Below are 21,621 nucleotides of genomic sequence, written 5' to 3' on the forward strand. Positions count from 1 at the left end.
TTTTAGCCCAACCGCTAACGTGATGGCCATAGCCACTCAGGAGTTGTATCCTGCTGTATTGTTGTTTCACTGAGCTGTTTATCCAACAAAATATGGCGGCAAAAATCTTCTTGTTGTAGCGCCTCCACTAATTCTGCGGCATGGGAAACCACGATCACTTGAGTATGCTGCGCCGCCTGACCAATTAACCGCGCCAATGGTTTCAGTAAATCAACATGCAAACTGATTTCAGGTTCGTTAAGAATCATCATCTCTGGCGGGCGTGGTGAGAGTAATGCAGCCACCAGCAATAAATAGCGCAATGTGCCATCCGACAACTCAGCCAACTTCAGTGGCCTGAGTAAGCCGTGTTGTGACAATAACGGTTCTAAATTGGGAGGGATAGCCAGAGTCATCCCGGGGAAAGCATCAGCAATGGTATGGTGTAGGGCATCGGGATCGCCTATTTCTATGATGGTTTGTAGCGCTGCGGCCAAATCTGCGCCATCACTGGCGAGTACAGGTGTATAGGTACCAATCTGTGGCTGGCGTGCTGGGGCATAACGATCGGTGCGTAAATTGTCATAAAAACGCCAAGCCCGCATACGCTCACGCATGAGTAGTATCTCTGGAGCATCACGCGGATCAGTGCCATGAGTCAGCATACTGTCATTGGTAGCTAACCCGTGATGGGCTTCGCGCCAAGTACCTCGCTCATCACGGATTCGTACACTTGGGCCACGACGTTCTGCAAAAACGTTGCTGTGCTGGAGTATGTCGCTACACCACAAACTTTCAATCTTGATTTCCGGGTCTTTGGCAAAATAGGATTTACGCGGAGGGGGTAACCCTAAATCAATGGCATAACCGTAATCCTCCCCAGAAAAGCCCAGTTTTAGACTGACGGGGTTATTACGCACCACACCTTGAATAGGCTGTTCCCCTCGTTTCATTGCCTTGGAAAATGATTCAGGCCCAGCCCAGAGTGTTGATTGCAATCCTCCTTCTGCTGCCAATGATTGAATCACCTGCCCCTGACCTATATCAGAGAGTAACCTCAGCGCCCGGTAGAGGCTGGACTTACCGCTGCCATTAGCACCGGTAATCACATTCAACTGCCCCAATTCAAGAACCACATCTCGTAAAGAACGATAACCAGAGATAGCAAGCCGAGTAATCATAATTATTCCTTCTGATGTAATAAATTCCTAAACCCTCTAGCAACTGATTATACATACAGTAGTTTTGAGTTACACAATTCCCTCTCTTCCGTTTAATCATTATTGATTTTTTATGATGTGGTTTTTGTTTTTTCTGTATTTCATCCAAACAGAAACCGGTTACAGAAACCGGTTGCATAGAAAGTGAATTACCGAATACACTGGTGGCAGATGTTTTAACCACTACTCTTTTCATTCATTACATGGGAGTGAATTTATGTCTGCTTTCCCGAAGGATTTTTTATGGGGTGCGGCTAGCGCCGCTTATCAAGTTGAAGGGGCCTATGATGCTGATGGCAAAGGCCCTTCTATCTGGGATACTTTTTCGCACCTGCCAGGTACTACCTATCAGGGAACCAATGGTGATGTTGCGGTAGACCACTACCACCGCTTCCGTGAAGATGTGGCGCTAATGGCTGAAATGGGTATGAAAAGTTATCGTTTTTCTATCTCATGGCCGCGATTATTACCTACCGGCCGTGGTGAAGTTAATCCTGCTGGGATCAAATTCTACAGTGAACTGATTGATGCACTGCTGGAACATAATATTGAACCCATGATTACCCTGTATCACTGGGATTTACCGCAAGCCTTGCAGGATGAGGGAGGTTGGGAAACACGTAGCACTGCCGATGCTTTCGAAGAATACGCCCGTTTGTGCTATCAACACTATGGTGACCGGGTCAAACTTTGGTCTACTTTTAATGAAACCATCTGTTTTATTGGTTTTGGTTATATTGTCGGCGCTCACCCACCGGGCGTTCAGGACACGGGGCGCGCCATTCAAGCCTGCCACCATGTTTTTGTAGCACATGCCAAGGCTGTTGCCGCATTCCGCACCAGTGGTATTGAAGGAAAAATTGGTTTTGTGAATGTCCTGCAAACCAATACCCCTCTTAGCAATTCGCCAGAAGATATTGCCGCATTCCGTTTAGCTGATGGGATCTTTACTCACTGGCTGTACGATCCCGTGTTGAAAGGTGAGTATCCCGCTGAATTACTGGAACAAACTCAGGCCATCTGGGGAATGCCTCAATTTGCTCCGGGTGATGAAGCACTACTGCGCGACAATATTTGCGACTTTATTGGCCTAAATTATTATAAGCGCGAAACTATTGCTGCAAATACCCAAGAAACGCATCTCGCCATTAACACTTCAGGCAAGAAAGGCTCAGGCCACCAGCAAGGTAATGAGTTCGGCTTTAAGGGCTTGTTCAAATTTGTCCGCAACCCAAGTGGCATTTATACCGATTGGGACTGGGAAATTTACCCTCAGGGCTTGACTGAGGGCATCATGAATATCAAAGCCCGCTATGGCGATATCCCAATCTATATTACAGAGAATGGCTTAGGCGCTAAAGATCCCATCATTAATGGTGAAGTTGTTGATGACGATCGAATTGATTATCTGCGTCAGCATATTGCCGCCATTGAGGATGCGATAAAACAAGGCGCCGATGTTCGAGGTTACTACCCATGGTCGTTTACCGACCTTTTGAGTTGGTTGAACGGTTTTCAGAAGCAATATGGCTTTGTGTATGTCGACCACCAAAAACAACTGGCGCGCCAACGCAAGAAAAGCTTTTTCTGGTATCAAGACGTGATTAAGTCCAATGGTGATAAGCTGTAACTAACACTGGCTGGGTGGCTAACCCGCCCCCAGCCAGATGCTCTACTCTGTTTGCAGCCGCCACAAATGGGCATAGACGCCGCGCTGCGCCAACAGTGCTTGATGGCTACCTTGCTCCAACACCTGCCCCTCTTTTAACACCAAAATACGATGACATAGACGCAATGTATTCAAACGGTGCGCAATGCAAATAACGGTGCGATTACGGATGATTTCCGGTAATTGGCGCATGATAGCTGCCTCAGATTCATAATCCAGAGCACTGGTGGCCTCATCAAGGATCAGAATTTTTGGATCTGCCATCAACGCCCTTGCCAATGCGACTCGTTGGCGTTGACCACCGGATAACATACCGCCGCGTTCACCCACAGACGTTTGGTAACCCTGTGGCAGTGTTGTAATAAAGTCATGCGCCCCCGCCAACCGTGCAATGTGCTCGACATGAGCATCATCGGCATGAGGCCGACACTGGCATATATTGTCTCTTATCGTGCCGGAGAACAGAACACTTTCTTGCAAAACCACACTCATTTGGCAGCGCAAGGTGGTGGTATCTGTAATGGCTAAATCCTGCCCATCGACCAAAATTTGCCCGTGTTGTGGGGTATACAAGCGCTGGAGCAACTTGGTTAATGTCGATTTTCCACAGCCCGAAGGCCCGGTAATACCGATAAACTCACCGCCAGCAATATCCAAACTGAGATTTTGGATAACTTCAGCGGTATCGGGCCGATAGCGGAAACGGACCTGTTTAAAAGCCAAACTCCCCGCTACCGCATGATTCGAGAGTAATCCAACACTGCCCGGCTCTGCCGGATAATCCAAAATACTACCAATGCGCTTGAGCGAAACTTGCGTATGCTGGAAATCTTGCCATATTTGCGCCAAACGTAAGATAGGCTGGGTAACGTAGCCTGAGAACAGTGTAAAAGCGATAAATTGCCCGGGACTGAGTTCCCCAGCGAGCACTAACGTCACGCCCACCCACAGTAAAATAGCTGAAGTTACTTTATTGATAAGATGAATACCTTGTTCAGCAATATTTGCCGCCCAAGTACATGCAAATGAGGCTCGTACATAACGAGCTAAAGAGGAGCGCCAACTACGGTTAAACAGATTTTCGGTCGCTGACGTTTTGATGGTTTCCAACCCACTGATAGCTTCCGTCAGAAATGCCGTGTTATGTGCACTGGCTTCATATTGCCTTTCTACTCGCTTACGCAAGAGGCCACTCACCGATAACCAGAACAACAGGTAACACACCAGAGAGAATATCACTATCCATGTTAAAGACTTACTGTAGCAAAACATCACAGCGATAAATGTGCCGACAAAGATTAAATCCAACAGCATGGTCAATGCAGAACCCGTCAAGAAGCTGCGAATTTGCTCCATTTCCCGCACTTTAGCGATGGTTTTCCCGGTTTGTTGTGCAGCAAAATAATCCAGAGGCAGCCCCAGTAAGTGATGATAAAGCCCGGAATTTAGTTCTGCCCCCACCCGGCTGGATAAATGTGAAAACAACCAACTGCGTAAAAAGGTATAGCATGGTTCAACAATTGCCAGCGCAATCATAGCAATGCCCAGAACCATCAAACTGCCGACCCCGCGCCCCACTAATACTTTGTCGATCATCGTTTCGAACAACATCGGCGTTACCAGCAAAATGCTCTGCAAAAGCAATGAGACCAGAATAATATTACGTAGCTGATGGCGATATTTGGTGATAACCGGGATAAACCAGCTAAAACCAAAAGAGGTTTTCTTTTGTACCGATGGCTCCGCTTTCGCTAATAAAATAGCCTCACCGCGCCACAAGCGAGCAAGTTCCTGCACACTTATTTGTAGCGATTCTCCTCTGCCAGCGTAATGGAGCATCGCCCCCTGTTCATTAAGTGCTAATAGCACGTACCACTGCACGCCATCACTGAACAAAATAGGGAATGTCAAATTGCCCAACCGTTCAAACGGCTGATTGACGGTTCTGGCCCGTAAACCAATCCATCCGGCACAGCGGCATAAGGCAATGTTATCTATTTTTTGAGAGGCCCCCCCCAATTTATGGGCTAACACGGAAACTTCGACGACAAGATCAAAACACGCAGCGGCACGAACCAGTGCTTCCAGAGGCTGATTGATCTGAGTTGATGCTGAACTCATCATATCAACGCTCCTTCAAGGCTTCAGATTGATACTGTTGCAATGGGCTGAGTAAATAATCAATCACTCGACGGCTGCCCGTTTTAATTTCGACACTGACTGACATCCCAGCGGATAACCGTACCGGTTTCCCCTCAACGATCAGCGTATCGCTGCCCAGTTGAATACGCGCCGGGAACACAAGCCCTTGCTGTTGATCTTCCATTGCATCACGCGAGATATGTTTAACTTCACCAGAAAGTGTGCCAAATCGGGTGTAGGGGAAACTGTCTATCTTGACTTCCACCGCCTGACCGGGCAGCACAAACCCCACATCTTTATTCAGAATCATGACATCGAGTTCCAGCGGGTAGTTTTCAGGCACCAAGACCATGAGTGGCTGGGCCGTGGTGACGACACCGCCCAATGTATGCACCGCCAATTGCTGGATGACCCCCGCCTCCGGTGCACGTAAAGTTTGCTGGCGCTGTTTTTCTGTCAACTTAATCAACTCTTGCTGCAATTGATTGATAACTTCGTGGGCTTTATTTAATCTCTCCTGATAATTTCTTTTATTTTCAGCTAGATAGTGAACTCGAGTTTGTGTTAAGTTGAGTGCCTTTGCCTGTAAAATAGCCTGTTCGTTTTTTAAGCGGTCGGCCTCTGCAGTCGCATTGAGCCATTCCCGCTCTTGTATTAATAACTCAACGTCAGCGATGGATTTAGATTTGGCTAGGGTTCGCAATGCCTGTAACTGTTGATAAATGTTTTTCATTAAGGCTTGCTGATTAGTCATATTGATGGTGGCCGCCTGAATATGCGCTTGATTAACCGCCAGTTCACTGTCTTGACGTGCCAGTTCAGCGTTGTCTTCATCGTGCTCTTTGGTTAACAGTGCCTTGGCGGCCACGGCCAATTCCTCTGAAATATCACTTGAATAGCTAAAATTAACGAGTGGGCTCTCCGTCTGTAGTGCCGCCATCCGTGCTGCTTCCAGTAACCGATGGCTCAATTGTTGGTTGATATTGCCTATCTCGGCATCAATACCAATGGGATTTAGCTCGATCAACACCTGACCGGCTTCAACGTGGTCACCATCGCGAACATGGATTGCCATCACCACACCCGGTTCTAACGGTTGAATCACTTTCGAGTGTTCGGAGACAATCACCTTACCCTGTGCTGAAGCGTGAATATCTAGCTTCCCTACAATCGACCAGATTAATACTGCCAGTAATGTCAGGGCCAGAAACCAGGCAGTACGCCGCGCCAAAGGCGATACCGGGCGTTCAACAACATCCAAATAAGCAGGAAGAAAATCATACTCATCACGTGTTTTCTCTGCCGCAACGTAGCGCTGCCAACGATGCTTTAGCGCCTTCACCCACGACAAGTTAGCCAAATAGTGCATCAGCTTCATTTTATTTCCTCATGGCTAAAGTCAGCCTGTTGTTGCCAAAGCTGGGCATAGACGCCATTTAGTGCCAGCAGTTCGTTATGACTGGCAAGTTCGGTGACTTGACCTTGAGTGACTACCGCAATACGGTGGCAATGTCGTACGGTTGAAAGCCGGTGAGCAATAGTGATAACGGTACGATTAGCAGTGATGCGGGCCATATTTTTCTGCACTTCGGCTTGCGACTCATCATCTAAAGCACTGGTCGCTTCATCGAAGATTAAAACCCGAGGATTGGCCAATAACGTGCGAGCTATAGCAATGCGCTGACGCTGCCCCCCAGAAAGTGATGCACCTCCCTCGGCGAGAACCGTGTCATACCCCAGTGGCAGTGCGAGAATAAAGGCATGTGCGCCAGCCAGAGATGCCGCATCCACAACCTCACTGAGCGATGCAGTTGGCCGAGAGTAGGCTATATTCTCGTGCACAGTTCGATTAAACAGGTGATTCTCTTGCATAACGACACCGATTTGCCGCCGCAAGCATTCAGGCGAGAAACGATTTATTGGGAACCCATCAATATTAATTACGCCTTGCTCGGCGATATACAAACGTTGCAGTAACCGCGCAACGGTACTTTTCCCAGAGCCTGAGGGGCCAACTAGCCCGATATGCTCCCCCGCTCGCAGAGATAATGAAAAATGCCGCAATACGGGGTCAAGATCCGGGCGATAGCGGAAAGTGACATTCTCCAACAAAATATCACCCTGAATTTTACTATCAGAAAGTGCCCCCCCACTGGCCTGCTCAACCGGTAAGCTCAGAATATCGGAGATTAACGTCAACCCAACCTGCGCACGAATACTCTGCTGCCACAAATCAACTAACTTGCTCATTGGCATAAGTGCCTGCCCAGCCAGCATATTAAAAGCAATCAATTGTCCGATACTGAGTTGCACAGACATCACTTGATATGCCCCGATGACTAAAACCAGTGCACCCGCCAGCTTTTGTAGCAACTGCGCACTCTGGCTGCTGAAACTTTGCAAATTTTGTACTTGAAAATTGGCTTGTGCAAAATCACGCGTTTGCCTCTCCCACCGCTGCTGCATTTGCGGCTCAAGTGCCAAACTTTTTACTGTTTCAACGCCCGATAAGGTTTCGGTTAAAAATGCGCCATTTTGTGCGGCACGACTGCACAAAACACTGACTTTCTTTTGCAGTGGTTTGGTACTCAATACAGCTAATAACAAATAAAGCGGTAATGTCCCCAAAACAATGAATGTCAGCCGCGGGGATATACACCACATAACAATAAACAACACGACGGTGAAGACCACATCCACACATAATGTCAGGGCAGAACCCGTAATAAATTCACGAATATTATCTAATTCTCGTACTCTGGCGACAATATTCCCTACATGACGCTGTTTAAAGTAGCTCAGTGGTAATTTAATTAAATGATTAAATAACTTCCCACCCAATAAAATATCCACTCGCGTGGTGGTGTGAGTGAAAATATATTCACGTAGAAATTTCAACATCACTTCATAAACACCAACCACGAGTAACACAGTAATTAACACATCAAGAGTGGTCAGTGCATTATGGACTAAAACCTTATCCATAATCACTTGAAAGAAAAGAGGCGATATGAGTGCCAAAAATTGTAGCAATAATGATAAGACCAATACCTGAGTCAGCGATTTGCGATGATGTAATAAGGCAGGAATAAACCAGCGGATATCAAAACGTGAATGGCTACAGTAGATAACAACACCACCCCATAACGTATTAAGCTCCTGATAGTCTACAATTTTTGGTTGCGCACTATCAGCATATTGTAGCAGTGCCTGGTTATCATTTAGACGTGCCAATAGAATAAATCGCCCTTGTACATCCCGGAATGCCAAGGGTAATTGCTCTGATTTTATCTTATTTAATGGCTTTCTTTTGACTTTAAAACGGGCTGGCGTGGTTCGTGATAATTGTGATAAATGCCTTTGTAACAATGTAAATGAGGTCATTGTCGAGATAGTGATAGCGGTATTCTGTCTAAATACTTTAACAGGCTCGGCACTAAATCCCGCCAAACAAAGTAGTCGTGCTGCACATACCAAAGAGGAATGAACGTGGTTTTCCATAAATGACATTACCTAATTATTTCATCGTAAAAATAACTTTTCACGTGATAAAAATATGACAGCAGAATTGTATAGTGCCACACATAAACCAAACTCATAAAATAAGGATGTGTAATGATGAAATTCTCAAAAATTCTTTAATGTTATTTAAAATAATCAAAATGATTTCAAAAATATAAAAATAAACAAGATATAAATCACTAATATAATTAACCGTTAGAGATAAAACACATCACATTCATCTACTAGTGACATCACATTTATTGATTTGCATCGCCAAATTTATGGTGCTTTGTGTGATAATTTCGCGGTGATTTATAGCCTCAATGATTGGCTGCCGCCGTTTTATCACTGATAACAGGAATTATCCCAGCATGACACCGACACGACTTTCCACTGCCGATGACCTCTCCCCTACAGTCAATGTAAGTCATGATACCAACTTGCAGCCAATTCAACTGATTGCACAGCAATTAGGTTTAACCGCCGATAGTGTGATCCCCTACGGACACCATATGGCAAAAGTCGATATCAGTGTGCTACGTTCCCAGAGCAAACAAGGCAAGCTGATTCTAGTTTCCAGCATTACCCCCACCCCAATGGGGGAAGGTAAAACAGTCACAACAATTGGATTGAGTCAGGGAATTAACAAATTAGGTTTTCGTGGTGTGGCATGTATTCGTCAACCAAGCCTTGGTCCGGTATTTGGTGTCAAAGGCGGCGCCGCAGGCGGCGGTAGCGCACAAGTGCTACCGATGGAAAAGTTAAATTTGCATCTGACGGGTGACATTCATGCCATCAGTGCTGCGCATAATCTGGCGGCAGCGGCGCTGGATGCACGTTTGTACCATGAACAACGTCTGGGGCAAGCCTTTTGCCAGCAAACCGGCATGCCTTTGCTGAACATTGATATCCAACACATTCTATGGCCGCGCGTAGTTGACCATAATGATCGCGCATTGCGACACATTCAGGTCGGCGTTGGCGGAGGAACTCATGGCGTTGAACGCGCAGATTATGTCGAAATAACCGCAGCATCAGAATTGATGGCGATATTGGCGTTATCAGAAAACTTGCAGGATATGCGCCAACGTATTGGCCGGATCATTTTGGCAAAAAATACCCACGGTGTCCCCATCACCGCAGAAGACCTTGGGGTTGCAGGAGCCATGGCGGCCTTAATGAAAGAAGCTATCCATCCAACATTAATGCAGACCACTGAACAAACGCCAGTGCTCATTCATGCCGGGCCATTTGCCAATATCGCCCACGGTAACTCCTCGGTACTGGCTGACCGACTGGGGTTGCAGTTAGCTGACTATGTAGTGACAGAGGCCGGTTTTGGCTCAGATATGGGGATGGAGAAGTTCTTTAATATTAAGTACCGTCAGTCCGGCCTTGCCCCATCCTGCGTAGTGTTAGTTGCCACACTGCGAAGCCTGAAAGCCAACAGCGGCGTGTTTGACATCAAACCGGGCCAGCCACTACCAACTGAAATTCTCAGTACCAATATCCCGCTCCTAAGCCAAGGTTGCGCCAATCTGAAATGGCACATTGATAATGCAAAAAGCTATGGTTTACCGGTGGTGGTGGCCGTTAATCGCTTCCCCGACGACAGCGCAGAGGAACTGGATTTTCTCAGCGATTATGCGCTTTCCGCTGGTGCTTTTGCTTGCGAAATTAGCGAGGCGTTTGCTAAAGGCGGCGCTGGCACCACGGCTTTGGCCCAACAAGTAGTCAATGCCTGCAAGCATGCCGATGAGCCGACACTTCCCTACTCTGACAGTGCCTCTTTGGAGCAAAAAATCGAGATATTAGCCCAACGTTATGGTGCCAGCGAGGTCACATACACCCCGCAAGCACGCCAGCAGCTAGCAGCAATAACGGCGGCAGGTTTCGGTCATTTACCGCTGTGCATTGCCAAAACCCCCCTTTCCATTAGTGCCGATTCCCGGTTGAAGGGGGTTCCTCATGATTTTGTCTTGCCTATCACCGCCTGCGCAGTTTCCGCCGGGGCCGGTTTTGTACGTATTTATGCCGGGGATATTATGACCATGCCAGGCCTCGGCACGCTGCCAGCTTATTATCATATTGATATAGATGACGAAGGACGCATTTGCGGGTTAAGCTAGTGCAATGAAAAAGGTCATATTCGATAAATAGGGTTCACTATGTCTCAACAGCAGGAATATCAACGTATTGGCGGCTGGTTATTGGCTCCATTGGCTTATCTGATTGTGACATTACTGAGTGCCAGTCTGATGCTAGCGCTGTATGCGATGGCCATTTTCACTCCTGAATCTAGGGAATATCTGGTCACTAACTCACAGGCGTTTACCCTGCAATGGTATTTCTCCGTGGTGACCACAATCGTCATGTGGATTTATACGGTATGGGTTATCTGGTTGTGTTGCAGCCGCTCACGTCGTTTCCCCAAACTGTTTATTCTGTGGCTATTGTTAACGGTATTATTAGCGTTAAAGGCATTCGCGTTTTCGCCTATCAGCGATGATATCGCCCTGCGTACCTTAGGTTGGCCTCTGTTGGCTGCCGCAATTTTCGTTCCCTATATCAAACGTTCTCAGCGCGTGAAACAGACTTTTACTGAGAATTAAAGGAATTGTTCCTCTTTTTGCCTTAAAATAGCCGGAAAATCGTAATAACCCTGCACTTCATCTGTTGTCGTTGGGCCGCCAATTTTGGATAATAGGCGGCTTTTATTTTTTTAGGCCCCGTAATGACTGAATACCTGCTCCTGTTTGTCGGTACTGTTTTGGTAAACAACTTCGTGCTGGTCAAGTTTCTTGGCTTGTGCCCTTTCATGGGTGTCTCTAAAAAACTGGAGACCGCCATTGGTATGGGGCTGGCAACCACTTTTGTACTGACTCTGGCCTCGGTGTGCGCCTGGATGGTTAACAGCTTTATCTTGCTGCCACTCGGGTTAGTCTATTTGCGGACATTGGCCTTTATATTAGTTATCGCGGTTGTTGTGCAATTTACTGAATTGGTGGTACGCAAAACCAGCCCAGCGCTTTATCGCTTGTTGGGGATATTTTTGCCGTTGATCACCACTAACTGTGCGGTGTTAGGTGTGGCCTTGCTTAATATCAATCAATCTCACAATTTTATGCAATCGGCGGTATACGGCTTCAGCGCTGCCGCCGGTTTCTCTCTGGTTATGGTGCTATTCGCGGCTATCCGTGAACGTCTGGCTGTTGCTGACGTACCCGCGCCCTTCCGTGGCTCGTCTATCGCACTTATTACCGCGGGGCTTATGTCACTCGCCTTTATGGGCTTTACCGGATTGGTGAAGTTCTGATGATGTCGTTATGGATTGCCATAGGCGCATTGAGCACTTTGGCGCTGATTTCAGGTGCCGTGCTGGGCTTTGCTGCCCGTCGTTTTCAGGTTGAACAAGACCCTATCGTTGAACAAATAGACGCTATCCTGCCGCAAAGCCAATGTGGACAATGTGGCTATCCCGGCTGTCGCCCCTATGCCGAAGCCGTCTCCGGCGGCAGTGAAAAAATAAACAAATGCGCACCGGGTGGCGAGCAAGTAATGTTCAAACTGGCCGAGTTGCTGGCTGTGGAGCCGCAACCCTTGGATGGCGATGAAACGGCCACCCATCCTCAGCGCAAAGTGGCGTTTATTGATGAAGCAAACTGTATTGGTTGCACTAAATGTATTCAGGCCTGCCCGGTTGATGCCATCGTCGGTGCCACCCGCGCCATGCATACCGTTTTACCGGATCTTTGTACTGGCTGTGATCTTTGCGTATCGCCTTGCCCAACAGACTGTATTGAGATGCTCCCGGTTGCTACCACCACTGCGAACTGGAAGTGGGATTTGAGCACCATCCCGGTCAAAAACCTGCCCACGCAGTTAGTTGCTTCGCAGATGATCCCGGTGAAAATGATAGATGCGGAGCAACATGTTTAAGCTGTTTACTGCCCGTCAACACGATAACATCTGGGATTTCGACGGTGGCATTCATCCGCCGGAAATGAAGCTGCAATCAAGCACCGTCCCTATGCGTATCGCCTCTTTGCCTGCACAAATGATCATTCCGTTGCAGCAACATCTTGGGCCTGAAGGTGAATTGTGTGTCAGAGCCGGTGAATACGTCTTAAAAGGACAACCTCTGACCATTGGCCGAGGTCGTACCGTGCCTGTGCATGCTCCAACATCCGGCACAATTACAGCAATAGCACCTCATACCACCGCACATCCTTCAGGTTTGGCGGAACTGTGCGTGCATATCACTCCGGATGGGGAAGATCGCTGGCGCGAACAACAACCTTGGGCAAATTACCGACAATGGGACCGGAACGCACTGCTAGAGAGAATTCATCAAGCGGGGATTGCCGGTTTAGGTGGTGCAGGTTTTCCGACTGCCAGCAAATTACAAGGCGGTTTAAACAGCGTTACTACTCTCATTATCAATGCGGCAGAGTGCGAGCCTTATATCACTGCCGATGATCGGTTGATGCAAGATCATGGCGAAGAGTTGGTGACTGGGATTCATATTTTAATGTACTTGCTCCAGCCTCAGCAGGTACTGATAGGTATTGAAGATAATAAACCTGAAGCTATTGCTGCTCTGCAACTGGCACTACGCGGCCATGATGACATCCAGTTGCGGGTGATTCCCACCAAGTACCCGTCAGGTGGAGCCAAGCAGCTCACCAAAATTCTGACGGGTAAAGAAGTGCCCTTCGGCAAGCATTCGTCATCCATTGGGGTGCTGATGCACAATGTGGGGACAGCGGTAGCCATCAAACGAGCGGTTATTGATGATGAGCCTCTCATCGAGCGAGTCGTGACATTGACTGGCGATGCAATAACAAAACCGGGGAATTTCTGGGCCAGGATCGGCACCCCAGTCATACACTTATTGACCTTAGCTGGCTTTCAACCACAACCCCAACAAATGGTGATTATGGGGGGGCCTTTGATGGGCTTTACCCTGCCAAGTTTGGATGTTCCCATCGTTAAGATAAGTAACTGTATTTTAGCCCCGACAGAAACTGAGATGGGGTTGTCGGAGCCTGAACAAGCCTGCATTCGTTGTGGCTTATGTGTTGATGCCTGTCCGGCCGGTTTATTACCCCAGCAACTATACTGGTTCAGCCGGGGTGAAGAACATGAAAAGGCACGTAATCATAACTTGTTTGATTGTATTGAATGTGGTGCCTGCGCCTATGTCTGCCCAAGTAATATTCCTTTGGTGCAATACTATCGCCAGGAAAAAGCCGAAATTCGCGCGCTTGATCAGGAAAGCGCCCGCGCAGCTATTGCGAAAGCACGTTTTGAAGCCAAACAAGCTCGCCTAGAGCGGGAAAAATTAGCTCGTGAATTACGCCACAAGCAAGCCGCCGTCAAGCTGACGGAAGCCGACCAGCAAACAGTTGAAGCCGCGGTTAGCCGCTTGTCCCGTGAAGCAAAAAGCGCTGACTCAACGATTGCCGTCATTGCAGGGCAAACACCAGATAACAGTGAGGCCATTGCTGCCCGCCAAGCACGTAAAGCTCAGGCCAGAACTCTTCAGGCAGAAAAACAGGCCACAATGACCGCTGAAAATGCAGAGGTCATTGATCCACGCCAAGCTGCGGTGGCTGCCGCTATCGCTCGTGTCAAAGCCAAAAAAGCGGCACACGTTACGGCTGAAACAGCCAAAAATGAAAGTCACGCGCCAGAAGAAGACCCGCGCAAAGCTGCGGTGGCTGCCGCTATCGCCCGTGTCAAAGCCAAGAAAGCAGCACACGTTACGGCTGAAACAGCCAAAAATGAAAGTCACGCGCCAGAAGAAGATCCACGCAAAGCTGCGGTGGCTGCCGCTATCGCCCGCGTCAAAGCCAAGAAAGCGGCACTCGTTACGGCTGAAACAGCCAAAAATGAAAGTCACGCGCCAGAAGAAGATCCGCGCAAAGCCGCGGTGGCTGCCGCTATCGCCCGTGTCAAAGCCAAGAAAGCAGCACAAACAGTGAATCCGGATTAAGGTATCACTGCACAAAGACTGAATTGACGCCCTACGTTTTTATAACAACAAGGCGTCAATTTACGGCCATAAGATAATGATAGACGGAGGAAATATCACGCATTTTAGATTCAGCATGACAACCATCAACTTCAATCACCTCCATCTCTAAACCACCACCAAATTCATCTCTTAACTTCGGCAATACTTCGTTGTACAAATAGATAGAAAACTTCACGCACTCTTTGGCACTCCCTTGATGAGAGATAGACAAAAACTCACCCGCCGGTATAGAAATATGGTCTATCTCGCGGTGCCCCTGAATTTCGTGCCTTTTCTCTTTATCGATCGCCGTCGAATAATAGACTCTGTTCTGCCCTTGTAAACTCTCCTTGGCAGAAAACAAGGAATAGATCCTCTGGCATGAGAAGTTAACTTCTTTAAAGAAATCGAGCAAAATCTCATCTTTCATGGCCATGCAGGATGAATGCTTGCCACTACAATGGTTGTGCTCATCAAAATCCAATTGCCGAGTGAAGCCCACCAGCTCTTTCTCTGGTAAGGTTATCCTTTTGATTTCTGGTGTATAATTTTCACAGAAACCAAAACGTGGAATCATACCTTGTACATCCCAATGCTCCATTTGGCGAAAGCTGTTTGGCGTGACACCAAAACGCTTCTTAAACGTACGAGTAAAAGTCTGTTGTGAATCAAAACCCAACTCATCAGAGATTTCTATGATTGGCCGTCGTGAAATACGCAAAGCCACTGCCGCACGAGTCAGCACCCGCCCGCGGATATAGGAGGCTAATTGTAACCCAACAATACTTTTAAACTTTCGTTGCAAATGCCATTTTGAATATCCTGAAATCTTCGCCACATCATCCAATGTCGGCCTCTTTTCTAAATTGATTTCAATCCACTCAATTAATTCTTCTATAAATAATATGTCTTCATTTATCATTGTATTGTTCTTTAAATATATAATTACACTGCATACTACATTAATCTATCATTATGCCAACGCTTTTCTCAAATCTAAATTTTAACGTTAAGATATCGTTAATTTACAGTTGGTTACTAAAGAATCCTCCTATAGAAAACGCTTCTTAAACAGACAGTTTTAGCTATGTTTCTGATACTCAAGCCTAATTATCTCGCTGGATTAACCCGTTCATCACTCTATTTCTTTGTTACTATTACGATATAAATTGCAAGCCTATTCTTTGGCTCACTAGGCATATTAAACTGGGCTATTTACTGAACATCACAGTTTATGAAGAATAATAACCCTATGATTAAGGCGTATTACACTTTGTCTGAATAGGGTAGAATGCGGCACCAATATTATTCCCCCTGACGGCTGAGTGTATTGACGCCCGCAAGTACTGACTTGCCCGCGCGACGCCTGCGTTTGAGAACCCTGTTAAGCATTCGACATATGGTTGCAATTTCATGAAATTCAGGCCCACAACTCCGATCCAGAACAAAGGGTTGCAGATAGCCAGTTCCCCTTTTACGCATAATCAACGAAGTACCCGCAATATTATGCTGTTGGTAATTTTGGCTTGTATTCCGGGCATCATCGCCCAGACCTACTTCTTTGGTTATGGCAGCCTGATTCAGGTTGCGCTGGCCATGGTTACCGCTTTGCTGGCCGAAGGTGCGGTCTTGCAATTACGCAAGCAACCGGTATTAACCCGGCTGCAAGACAATTCTGCTCTGCTCACCGGCCTGCTGCTAGGGATAAGCCTGCCACCGTTGGCCCCTTGGTGGATGATTGTATTGGGTACATTGTTTGCTATTGTCATTGCCAAGCAACTCTACGGTGGTTTGGGGCAAAATCCCTTTAACCCCGCCATGGTGGGTTATGTGGTGTTGCTGATTTCATTCCCGGTGCAAATGACCAGTTGGTTACCACCGCTGCCCTTACAAGGTACGCCAGTCGGATTTCATGACAGCCTGTTAACCATTTTCACCGGTTTTACCCACAGCGGCGCCGATATTCATCAACTGCAGATGGGGGTTGATGGTATTAGCCAAGCCACGCCCCTCGACCATTTTAAAACGGCGCTACGCGTCCAACCCGCTGAACACATTTTGCAACAGCCCCTCTTTGGTGGTGCCTTGGCGGGGATTGGCTGGCAATGGGTTAACATTGGTTTTCTGGTGGGCGGCCTGTTCCTGTTGTGGCGTAAAGCCATTCATTGGCATATTCCCGTCAGTTTTCTGCTGGCGTTAAGTACTTGCGCCGCGATCAGTTGGCTGATTTCTCCGCAAAGCTTCGCCCCACCGATGCTACATCTATTTTCCGGGGCGACCATGCTGGGGGCGTTCTTCATTGCTACCGACCCAGTCAGCGCATCGACGACACCGCGTGGCCGTCTGATTTTCGGTGCACTGATTGGTATTCTGGTGTGGTTAATTCGTGTGTACGGCGGTTATCCTGATGGGGTGGCTTTTGCTGTGCTGTTAGCCAACATCACTGTTCCGCTGATTGATCACTATACCCAACCACGGGTCTATGGCCATCATCGCGGGCATAAATAAGGAGCCGTTATGCTAAACACTATGAAGCGTCACGGCATCACTTTGGCCCTGTTTGCCGCCGGTGCCACTGGGTTAACCGCCGTCGTTAACTCTCTGACCGAAACAACCATTGCTCATCAGGCCGCACTACAACAAAAAGTGTTGTTCGATCAGGTTGTTCCGGCTGAAATTTATGACAATGATATGCAAGCAGAGTGTTACGTTGTCACTGATGCAGCACTGGGTAATGATGCCCCCCACCGTGTCTATTTGGCACGCAAAGCGGGTCAACCCGTGGCTGCCGCCATTGAAACCACGGCGCCAGATGGTTATTCCGGTGCAATCCAACTCTTGGTTGGAGCAGACTTTCACGGTAACGTACTGGGCAGTCGAGTGATAGAACATCATGAAACCCCAGGTCTTGGTGATAAAATTGATATCCGTATTTCTGACTGGATAGCGCATTTCAGCGGGCAACATGTTGCAGGCGAGCAAGATACGCGCTGGGCAGTGAAAAAAGATGGCGGAGCGTTTGATCAATTTACCGGCGCGACCATCACACCACGAGCCGTTGTACGTGCGGTGAAAAATACCGCACTGTATCTGGAAACCTTGCCGGCAAAACTCGATAACTTGCCTGTTTGTGGAGAGAGTCAATGAGTGAAGCAAAAGATCTGATCGTTCAAGGACTGTGGAAAAATAACTCAGCGTTAGTGCAACTGCTGGGCCTCTGCCCACTGCTGGCGGTTTCCTCCACTGCCACCAATGCGCTGGGCTTAGGTTTAGCCACGACCTTGGTTTTGGTCTGTACCAATACCGCGGTATCAGCCCTACGCCGCTGGGTACCCAACGAAATTCGCATCCCGATTTACGTGATGATCATTGCATCAGTGGTCAGTACCGTGCAAATGCTGATTAATGCCTATGCCTTTGGTTTATATCAGTCGCTAGGGATATTCATTCCATTAATTGTGACCAACTGTATTGTCATTGGCCGGGCAGAAGCCTATGCCGCAAAAAATCCGGTGGGGTTATCCGCTCTGGATGGTTTATCCATGGGGCTAGGGGCTACTTGCGCTTTGTTTGTTCTGGGTTCACTGCGCGAAATTTTGGGCAACGGCACCCTGTTTGATGGCGCAGATATGCTGCTGGGTAACTGGGCTAAAGTGCTACGTATTGAAGTCTTACATCTGGACACCCCATTCCTATTGGCGATGCTGCCACCGGGGGCTTTTATCGGTTTGGGATTATTGCTGGCCGGTAAATATGTCATTGACGAAAAAATGAAAGCGCGTAAAGCCAGAACACTGTCCGCGGCACCACAAACTCAGGATATCTCGGCCGGGAAAGCCTAATGAATAAAGAAAAACGTATCGCTATATTGACTCGTTTGCGCGATAACAACCCGCATCCAACCACTGAATTGGTCTATAACACCCCTTTTGAGCTGCTGATTTCCGTGCTGCTTTCTGCTCAGGCCACAGACGTCAGTGTCAATAAAGCCACCGCCAAACTCTATCCGGTGGCTAACACGCCTCAAGCTATGCTGGATTTGGGCGTTGATGGCCTAAAGTCATACATTAAAACTATCGGCCTATTTAATACTAAGGCCGAAAACGTGATTAAAACATGCCGTATTTTGCTGGAAAAACATCACGGTGAGGTCCCCGAAGATCGCGCCGCACTGGAGGCATTACCCGGCGTGGGTCGCAAAACTGCAAATGTCGTATTGAACACCGCCTTTGGTTGGCCGACCATCGCGGTTGATACCCATATATTTCGTGTTTGTAATCGTACCGGCTTTGCCCCTGGCAGCAATGTTGATCAAGTTGAAGCCAAACTGCTCAAAGTGGTTCCCGCTGAGTTTAAACTGGATTGCCATCACTGGCTGATTCTTCATGGACGCTATACCTGTATTGCCCGTAAACCACGCTGTGGCTCCTGCATTATTGAAGATTTGTGTGAGTTTAAAGAGAAAGTTTACCCGGAACATTAATTGACTGGCCCGGCTTTCTGAGCCGGGTTTGTTCGTGATAGCTCCCCTCTATGCCGCGATTACCGCATTCGATTAGACGCTTCAACCTCGCCCCACTAGACTTGTAACAAAACAGATTCAAGCGGTTAACCTTATGTTTCCTGCCTGAAACAAAAATAACACCTGCGGCGTACCTATCATGAAATTTAAATCAGCAATAAAACCCTATACCGGCGCTGCCGGTGGCTGGGGTTCTCTCGAAGCTACCACTCGCTTTGTACTGGACAGTAAGCAAGCGTTAAAAAATATTCGCAACTTATTGCGCGTCAATCAGGTTAAAGGTTTTGATTGCCCTGGGTGCGCTTGGGGTGACGATAATCACAGTACCTTCAGCTTTTGTGAAAATGGTGCAAAAGCAGTTAGTTGGGAAGCCACGCGCAAAGCAGTGGAACCGCAATTTTTTGCTGAACACACCCTCGCCACCTTGCGCCAACAAAGTGACTATTTTCTTGAGTATCAAGGGCGAATCACTCATCCAATGCGCTATAACCCACAAACTGACCGCTATCAACCGGTCAGTTGGGAAAGCGCGCTGGCGTTGATTGCTCAACATATTAATGGCCTAGATAGCCCTAATCAGTTGGAACTGTATACCTCGGGCCGTGCCAGTAATGAGGCCTCCTACCTTTATCAGCTCTTTGGCCGCATGTTAGGCACTAATAACTTCCCTGATTGCTCAAATATGTGCCATGAAGCCAGTGGTACTGGGCTGAAACAGAGTATTGGGGTCGGCAAAGGCACCATCCGCATGCAGGATTTTGAACGAGCTGATGCCATTTTTGTTTTCGGGCAAAATCCGGGGACCAATCATCCGCGAATGTTACACAGCCTGCGCCATGCCAAAGATCGTGGGGCGCGAATTGTCAGCTTTAATACTTTGCGCGAGCGCGGATTAGAACGTTTCGCCGATCCACAAAATCCGATTGAGATGTTAACGCCAAAATCCTCGCCTATTAGCTCGGCCTATTTCCAGCCCAATCTGGGCGGTGATATGGCGGCAGTTCGCGGCATGGTGAAGGCGCTACTGGAAGCTCACCGTGAACAATTGGCGCGGGGAGATAGCGGTTTGTTTGATCACGCCTTTATTACTGCGCATACCCAAGGAATCAACGACTATTTAGCCGCAGTCGACAACACCTCATGGCAACAAATTACGCAGCAATCGGGCCTGAGCGAGGAACAAATACGTCACGCGGCTGATATTTATCAGCACGCCGAGCGCGTCATCCTAACGTGGGCTATGGGGATTACGCAGCATAAACACTCGGTGATAACTGTTCGTGAACTGGCCAATCTACAACTGCTGTTTGGTCAGCTCGGCAAACCCGGCGCGGGTTTATGCCCGGTTCGCGGTCACAGTAATGTACAGGGCAACCGCACCATGGGGATTGATGAGAAACCCTCGGCGGCAATGCTGGCACGCTTAGGTCACCATTTTGGTTTTGAGCCACCTCAAGATGCAGGTCACAATACGGTGGAAGCGCTGGAAGCCATGCTCCGCGGTGAAGTCAAAGTGCTGATAGCCTTAGGGGGAAATCTGGCCGCCGCAGCCCCAGATACCGAACGAACAGCACAAGCACTACGCTGTTGCGATCTGACTGTGCATATCAGCACCAAACTGAACCGCAGCCATCTGATTACTGGCGCTGACGCCTTGATTTTACCGACATTGGGCCGCACCGAGCGTGATATACAAGCCACCGGTTCACAATTTATTACCGTGGAAGACTCTTTCAGCATGGTGCATGCCTCAGAAGGTGTAGGCAAACCGCTGGCAGACACGCAACATTCAGAAACCGCCATTGTTTGCGGTATCGCCCAGGCTGTTTTTGCTAATAAACCGGCTCAGGGAAAATCTCTGGATTGGCTTGCCTTAGCTGATGATTACAATCTCATTCGTGATCATATTGCGGCGACCCTCCCCGGCTTTGATGACTTTAATGCACGCTGCGAGCAACCCGGCGGCTTCTATTTAGGAAGTGCTGCCGCTGACCTGCAATTTGCGACACCAAGTGGTAAGGCCGAGTTTTGTGCTTCCGCATTACCGGAGAGTTTGTTCCCGCACATTGCCGGAAAGCAAGTTCCCTTTGTGCTGCAAACTTTACGTTCTCACGACCAATACAACACTACGATTTATGGTCTTGATGACCGCTATCGTGGCGTTTATGGTCAACGGGAAGTGTTGTTTATTAATCCACAAGACTTAGCCGAATTGGCGTTAGAAGATGGCGAACTGGTCGAGATTGAAACGTTGTGGAATGACGGCATTACCCGAAAAGTCAGTGGGTTCAAGTTAGTCAGCTATGATATTCCGCGCGGTAATCTTGCCGCCTATTACCCTGAAACTAACCCACTGGTGCCCTTATCCAGCTTTGGTGATCAAACCCACACCCCAACATCAAAATCAGTGCCTGTCGCCGTGCGACGTTGCCAGCAACCGCAATCATTGCGTATTGCCTGAATGCAATCGATGAAGGGCAATGGATATGCCCACGTCTTTCTCAGGGAATTGCTCGCCAAGGTGATATGCTGCTTGCCCGATGGGGCTGATTCGCGTAAAACTGTC

Annotated in this window: 16 protein-coding genes; 11 read left to right on the plus strand and 5 right to left on the minus strand. The window is 48.1% G+C overall.

Translation table 11 applies throughout. The features are described from left to right. Positions 1-14 precede the first annotated feature (14 nt). On the minus strand, positions 15-1,160 hold the full coding sequence (locus ACIOG0_RS11385; RefSeq protein WP_050140621.1) for an AAA family ATPase: 1,146 nt from the start codon (positions 1,158-1,160) through the stop codon (positions 15-17). A gap of 256 nt (positions 1,161-1,416) precedes the next feature. Here ACIOG0_RS11385 and ACIOG0_RS11390 point away from each other — a divergent pair, with 256 nt between their 5' ends. Next, complete coding sequence (locus tag ACIOG0_RS11390; protein ID WP_050296147.1) at positions 1,417-2,829, plus strand: glycoside hydrolase family 1 protein; 1,413 nt, start codon at positions 1,417-1,419, stop codon at positions 2,827-2,829. A 42-nt stretch (positions 2,830-2,871) separates the two neighbouring features. On the opposite strand, the gene ACIOG0_RS11395 is transcribed toward ACIOG0_RS11390, so the two are convergent. From ACIOG0_RS11395 to ACIOG0_RS11405, 3 genes are read right to left on the minus strand one after another with little or no spacing between them, the layout of a single operon-like run. After that, positions 2,872-4,992 carry a type I secretion system permease/ATPase gene (locus ACIOG0_RS11395; RefSeq protein WP_145581954.1) on the minus strand — a complete coding sequence of 707 codons (2,121 nt, stop codon included), beginning with the start codon at positions 4,990-4,992 and terminating at the stop codon, positions 2,872-2,874. Position 4,993: 1 nt separating this feature from the next. Then, complete coding sequence (locus ACIOG0_RS11400; RefSeq protein ID WP_128451541.1) at positions 4,994-6,388, minus strand: HlyD family type I secretion periplasmic adaptor subunit; 1,395 nt, start codon at positions 6,386-6,388, stop codon at positions 4,994-4,996. Continuing rightward, positions 6,385-8,511: a peptidase domain-containing ABC transporter gene (locus ACIOG0_RS11405; protein ID WP_128451540.1), complete on the minus strand. Its 2,127-nt coding sequence runs from the start codon at positions 8,509-8,511 to the stop codon at positions 6,385-6,387. The genes ACIOG0_RS11400 and ACIOG0_RS11405 overlap by 4 nt, the downstream gene beginning before the upstream one ends. 374 nt (positions 8,512-8,885) lie before the next feature. Here ACIOG0_RS11405 and ACIOG0_RS11410 point away from each other — a divergent pair, with 374 nt between their 5' ends. The 5 genes from ACIOG0_RS11410 (at position 8,886) to rsxC (ending at position 14,512) form a co-directional block, all read left to right on the plus strand. Beyond that, the gene (locus tag ACIOG0_RS11410; RefSeq protein ID WP_050140616.1) at positions 8,886-10,643 is read left to right on the plus strand and encodes a formate--tetrahydrofolate ligase; all 1,758 of its coding nucleotides are present in this window, start codon (positions 8,886-8,888) and stop codon (positions 10,641-10,643) included. 39 nt (positions 10,644-10,682) lie between these two features. After that, the gene (locus ACIOG0_RS11415) at positions 10,683-11,126 is read left to right on the plus strand and encodes a DUF2569 domain-containing protein (protein WP_050097727.1); all 444 of its coding nucleotides are present in this window, start codon (positions 10,683-10,685) and stop codon (positions 11,124-11,126) included. Positions 11,127-11,248: 122 nt separating this feature from the next. Beyond that, positions 11,249-11,830 (plus strand): electron transport complex subunit RsxA, encoded by a 582-nt coding sequence (gene rsxA, locus ACIOG0_RS11420; RefSeq protein WP_005169884.1) that lies wholly within the window; start codon positions 11,249-11,251, stop codon positions 11,828-11,830. Beyond that, on the plus strand, positions 11,830-12,453 hold the full coding sequence (gene rsxB / locus ACIOG0_RS11425) for an electron transport complex subunit RsxB (protein WP_050097728.1): 624 nt from the start codon (positions 11,830-11,832) through the stop codon (positions 12,451-12,453). Before rsxA ends, rsxB begins: the two co-directional genes overlap by 1 nt. Then, positions 12,446-14,512 carry an electron transport complex subunit RsxC gene (gene rsxC, locus ACIOG0_RS11430; RefSeq protein WP_404704840.1) on the plus strand — a complete coding sequence of 689 codons (2,067 nt, stop codon included), beginning with the start codon at positions 12,446-12,448 and terminating at the stop codon, positions 14,510-14,512. Before rsxB ends, rsxC begins: the two co-directional genes overlap by 8 nt. 55 nt (positions 14,513-14,567) lie before the next feature. On the opposite strand, the gene ACIOG0_RS11435 is transcribed toward rsxC, so the two are convergent. Next, positions 14,568-15,455 (minus strand): helix-turn-helix domain-containing protein, encoded by an 888-nt coding sequence (locus ACIOG0_RS11435; RefSeq protein WP_050101275.1) that lies wholly within the window; start codon positions 15,453-15,455, stop codon positions 14,568-14,570. Positions 15,456-15,946: 491 nt separating this feature from the next. Here ACIOG0_RS11435 and rsxD point away from each other — a divergent pair, with 491 nt between their 5' ends. From rsxD to ACIOG0_RS11460, 5 genes are all read left to right on the plus strand, one after another. Then, positions 15,947-17,041, plus strand: a complete 1,095-nt coding sequence (gene rsxD / locus ACIOG0_RS11440; protein ID WP_050101276.1) for an electron transport complex subunit RsxD — start codon at positions 15,947-15,949, stop codon at positions 17,039-17,041. 9 nt (positions 17,042-17,050) lie between these two features. Beyond that, a complete protein-coding gene (gene rsxG, locus ACIOG0_RS11445) occupies positions 17,051-17,680 on the plus strand; it encodes an electron transport complex subunit RsxG (protein WP_050101277.1) in 630 nt (209 codons plus the stop codon). After that, a complete protein-coding gene (locus ACIOG0_RS11450) occupies positions 17,677-18,375 on the plus strand; it encodes an electron transport complex subunit E (protein ID WP_050140614.1) in 699 nt (232 codons plus the stop codon). Before rsxG ends, ACIOG0_RS11450 begins: the two co-directional genes overlap by 4 nt. Beyond that, positions 18,375-19,016, plus strand: a complete 642-nt coding sequence (nth, locus tag ACIOG0_RS11455) for an endonuclease III (protein ID WP_050101279.1) — start codon at positions 18,375-18,377, stop codon at positions 19,014-19,016. Before ACIOG0_RS11450 ends, nth begins: the two co-directional genes overlap by 1 nt. A 178-nt stretch (positions 19,017-19,194) precedes the next feature. Then, complete coding sequence (locus tag ACIOG0_RS11460; RefSeq protein WP_128451539.1) at positions 19,195-21,516, plus strand: FdhF/YdeP family oxidoreductase; 2,322 nt, start codon at positions 19,195-19,197, stop codon at positions 21,514-21,516. The last annotated feature ends 105 nt before the right edge of the window (positions 21,517-21,621 follow it).

The organism is Yersinia vastinensis (genome assembly GCF_044905075.1).
Lineage (GTDB): Bacteria > Pseudomonadota > Gammaproteobacteria > Enterobacterales > Enterobacteriaceae > Yersinia > Yersinia vastinensis.

Excerpts from the sequence above, each read along its gene's own strand:
- rsxC (WP_404704840.1), top strand. The coding sequence starts at position 12,446 with ATGTTTAAGCTGTTTACTGCCCGTCAACACGATAACATCTGGGATTTC.
- ACIOG0_RS11410 (WP_050140616.1), top strand. The coding sequence starts at position 8,886 with ATGACACCGACACGACTTTCCACTGCCGATGACCTCTCCCCTACAGTC.
- ACIOG0_RS11405 (WP_128451540.1), bottom strand. The coding sequence starts at position 8,511 with ATGGAAAACCACGTTCATTCCTCTTTGGTATGTGCAGCACGACTACTT.
- rsxD (WP_050101276.1), top strand. The coding sequence starts at position 15,947 with ATGAAATTCAGGCCCACAACTCCGATCCAGAACAAAGGGTTGCAGATA.
- ACIOG0_RS11390 (WP_050296147.1), top strand. The coding sequence starts at position 1,417 with ATGTCTGCTTTCCCGAAGGATTTTTTATGGGGTGCGGCTAGCGCCGCT.
- rsxB (WP_050097728.1), top strand. The coding sequence starts at position 11,830 with ATGATGTCGTTATGGATTGCCATAGGCGCATTGAGCACTTTGGCGCTG.
- ACIOG0_RS11395 (WP_145581954.1), bottom strand. The coding sequence starts at position 4,992 with ATGATGAGTTCAGCATCAACTCAGATCAATCAGCCTCTGGAAGCACTG.
- rsxA (WP_005169884.1), top strand. The coding sequence starts at position 11,249 with ATGACTGAATACCTGCTCCTGTTTGTCGGTACTGTTTTGGTAAACAAC.
- ACIOG0_RS11385 (WP_050140621.1), bottom strand. The coding sequence starts at position 1,160 with ATGATTACTCGGCTTGCTATCTCTGGTTATCGTTCTTTACGAGATGTG.
- ACIOG0_RS11435 (WP_050101275.1), bottom strand. The coding sequence starts at position 15,455 with ATGATAAATGAAGACATATTATTTATAGAAGAATTAATTGAGTGGATT.
- ACIOG0_RS11450 (WP_050140614.1), top strand. The coding sequence starts at position 17,677 with ATGAGTGAAGCAAAAGATCTGATCGTTCAAGGACTGTGGAAAAATAAC.
- ACIOG0_RS11400 (WP_128451541.1), bottom strand. The coding sequence starts at position 6,388 with ATGAAGCTGATGCACTATTTGGCTAACTTGTCGTGGGTGAAGGCGCTA.
- nth (WP_050101279.1), top strand. The coding sequence starts at position 18,375 with ATGAATAAAGAAAAACGTATCGCTATATTGACTCGTTTGCGCGATAAC.
- rsxG (WP_050101277.1), top strand. The coding sequence starts at position 17,051 with ATGCTAAACACTATGAAGCGTCACGGCATCACTTTGGCCCTGTTTGCC.
- ACIOG0_RS11460 (WP_128451539.1), top strand. The coding sequence starts at position 19,195 with ATGAAATTTAAATCAGCAATAAAACCCTATACCGGCGCTGCCGGTGGC.
- ACIOG0_RS11415 (WP_050097727.1), top strand. The coding sequence starts at position 10,683 with ATGTCTCAACAGCAGGAATATCAACGTATTGGCGGCTGGTTATTGGCT.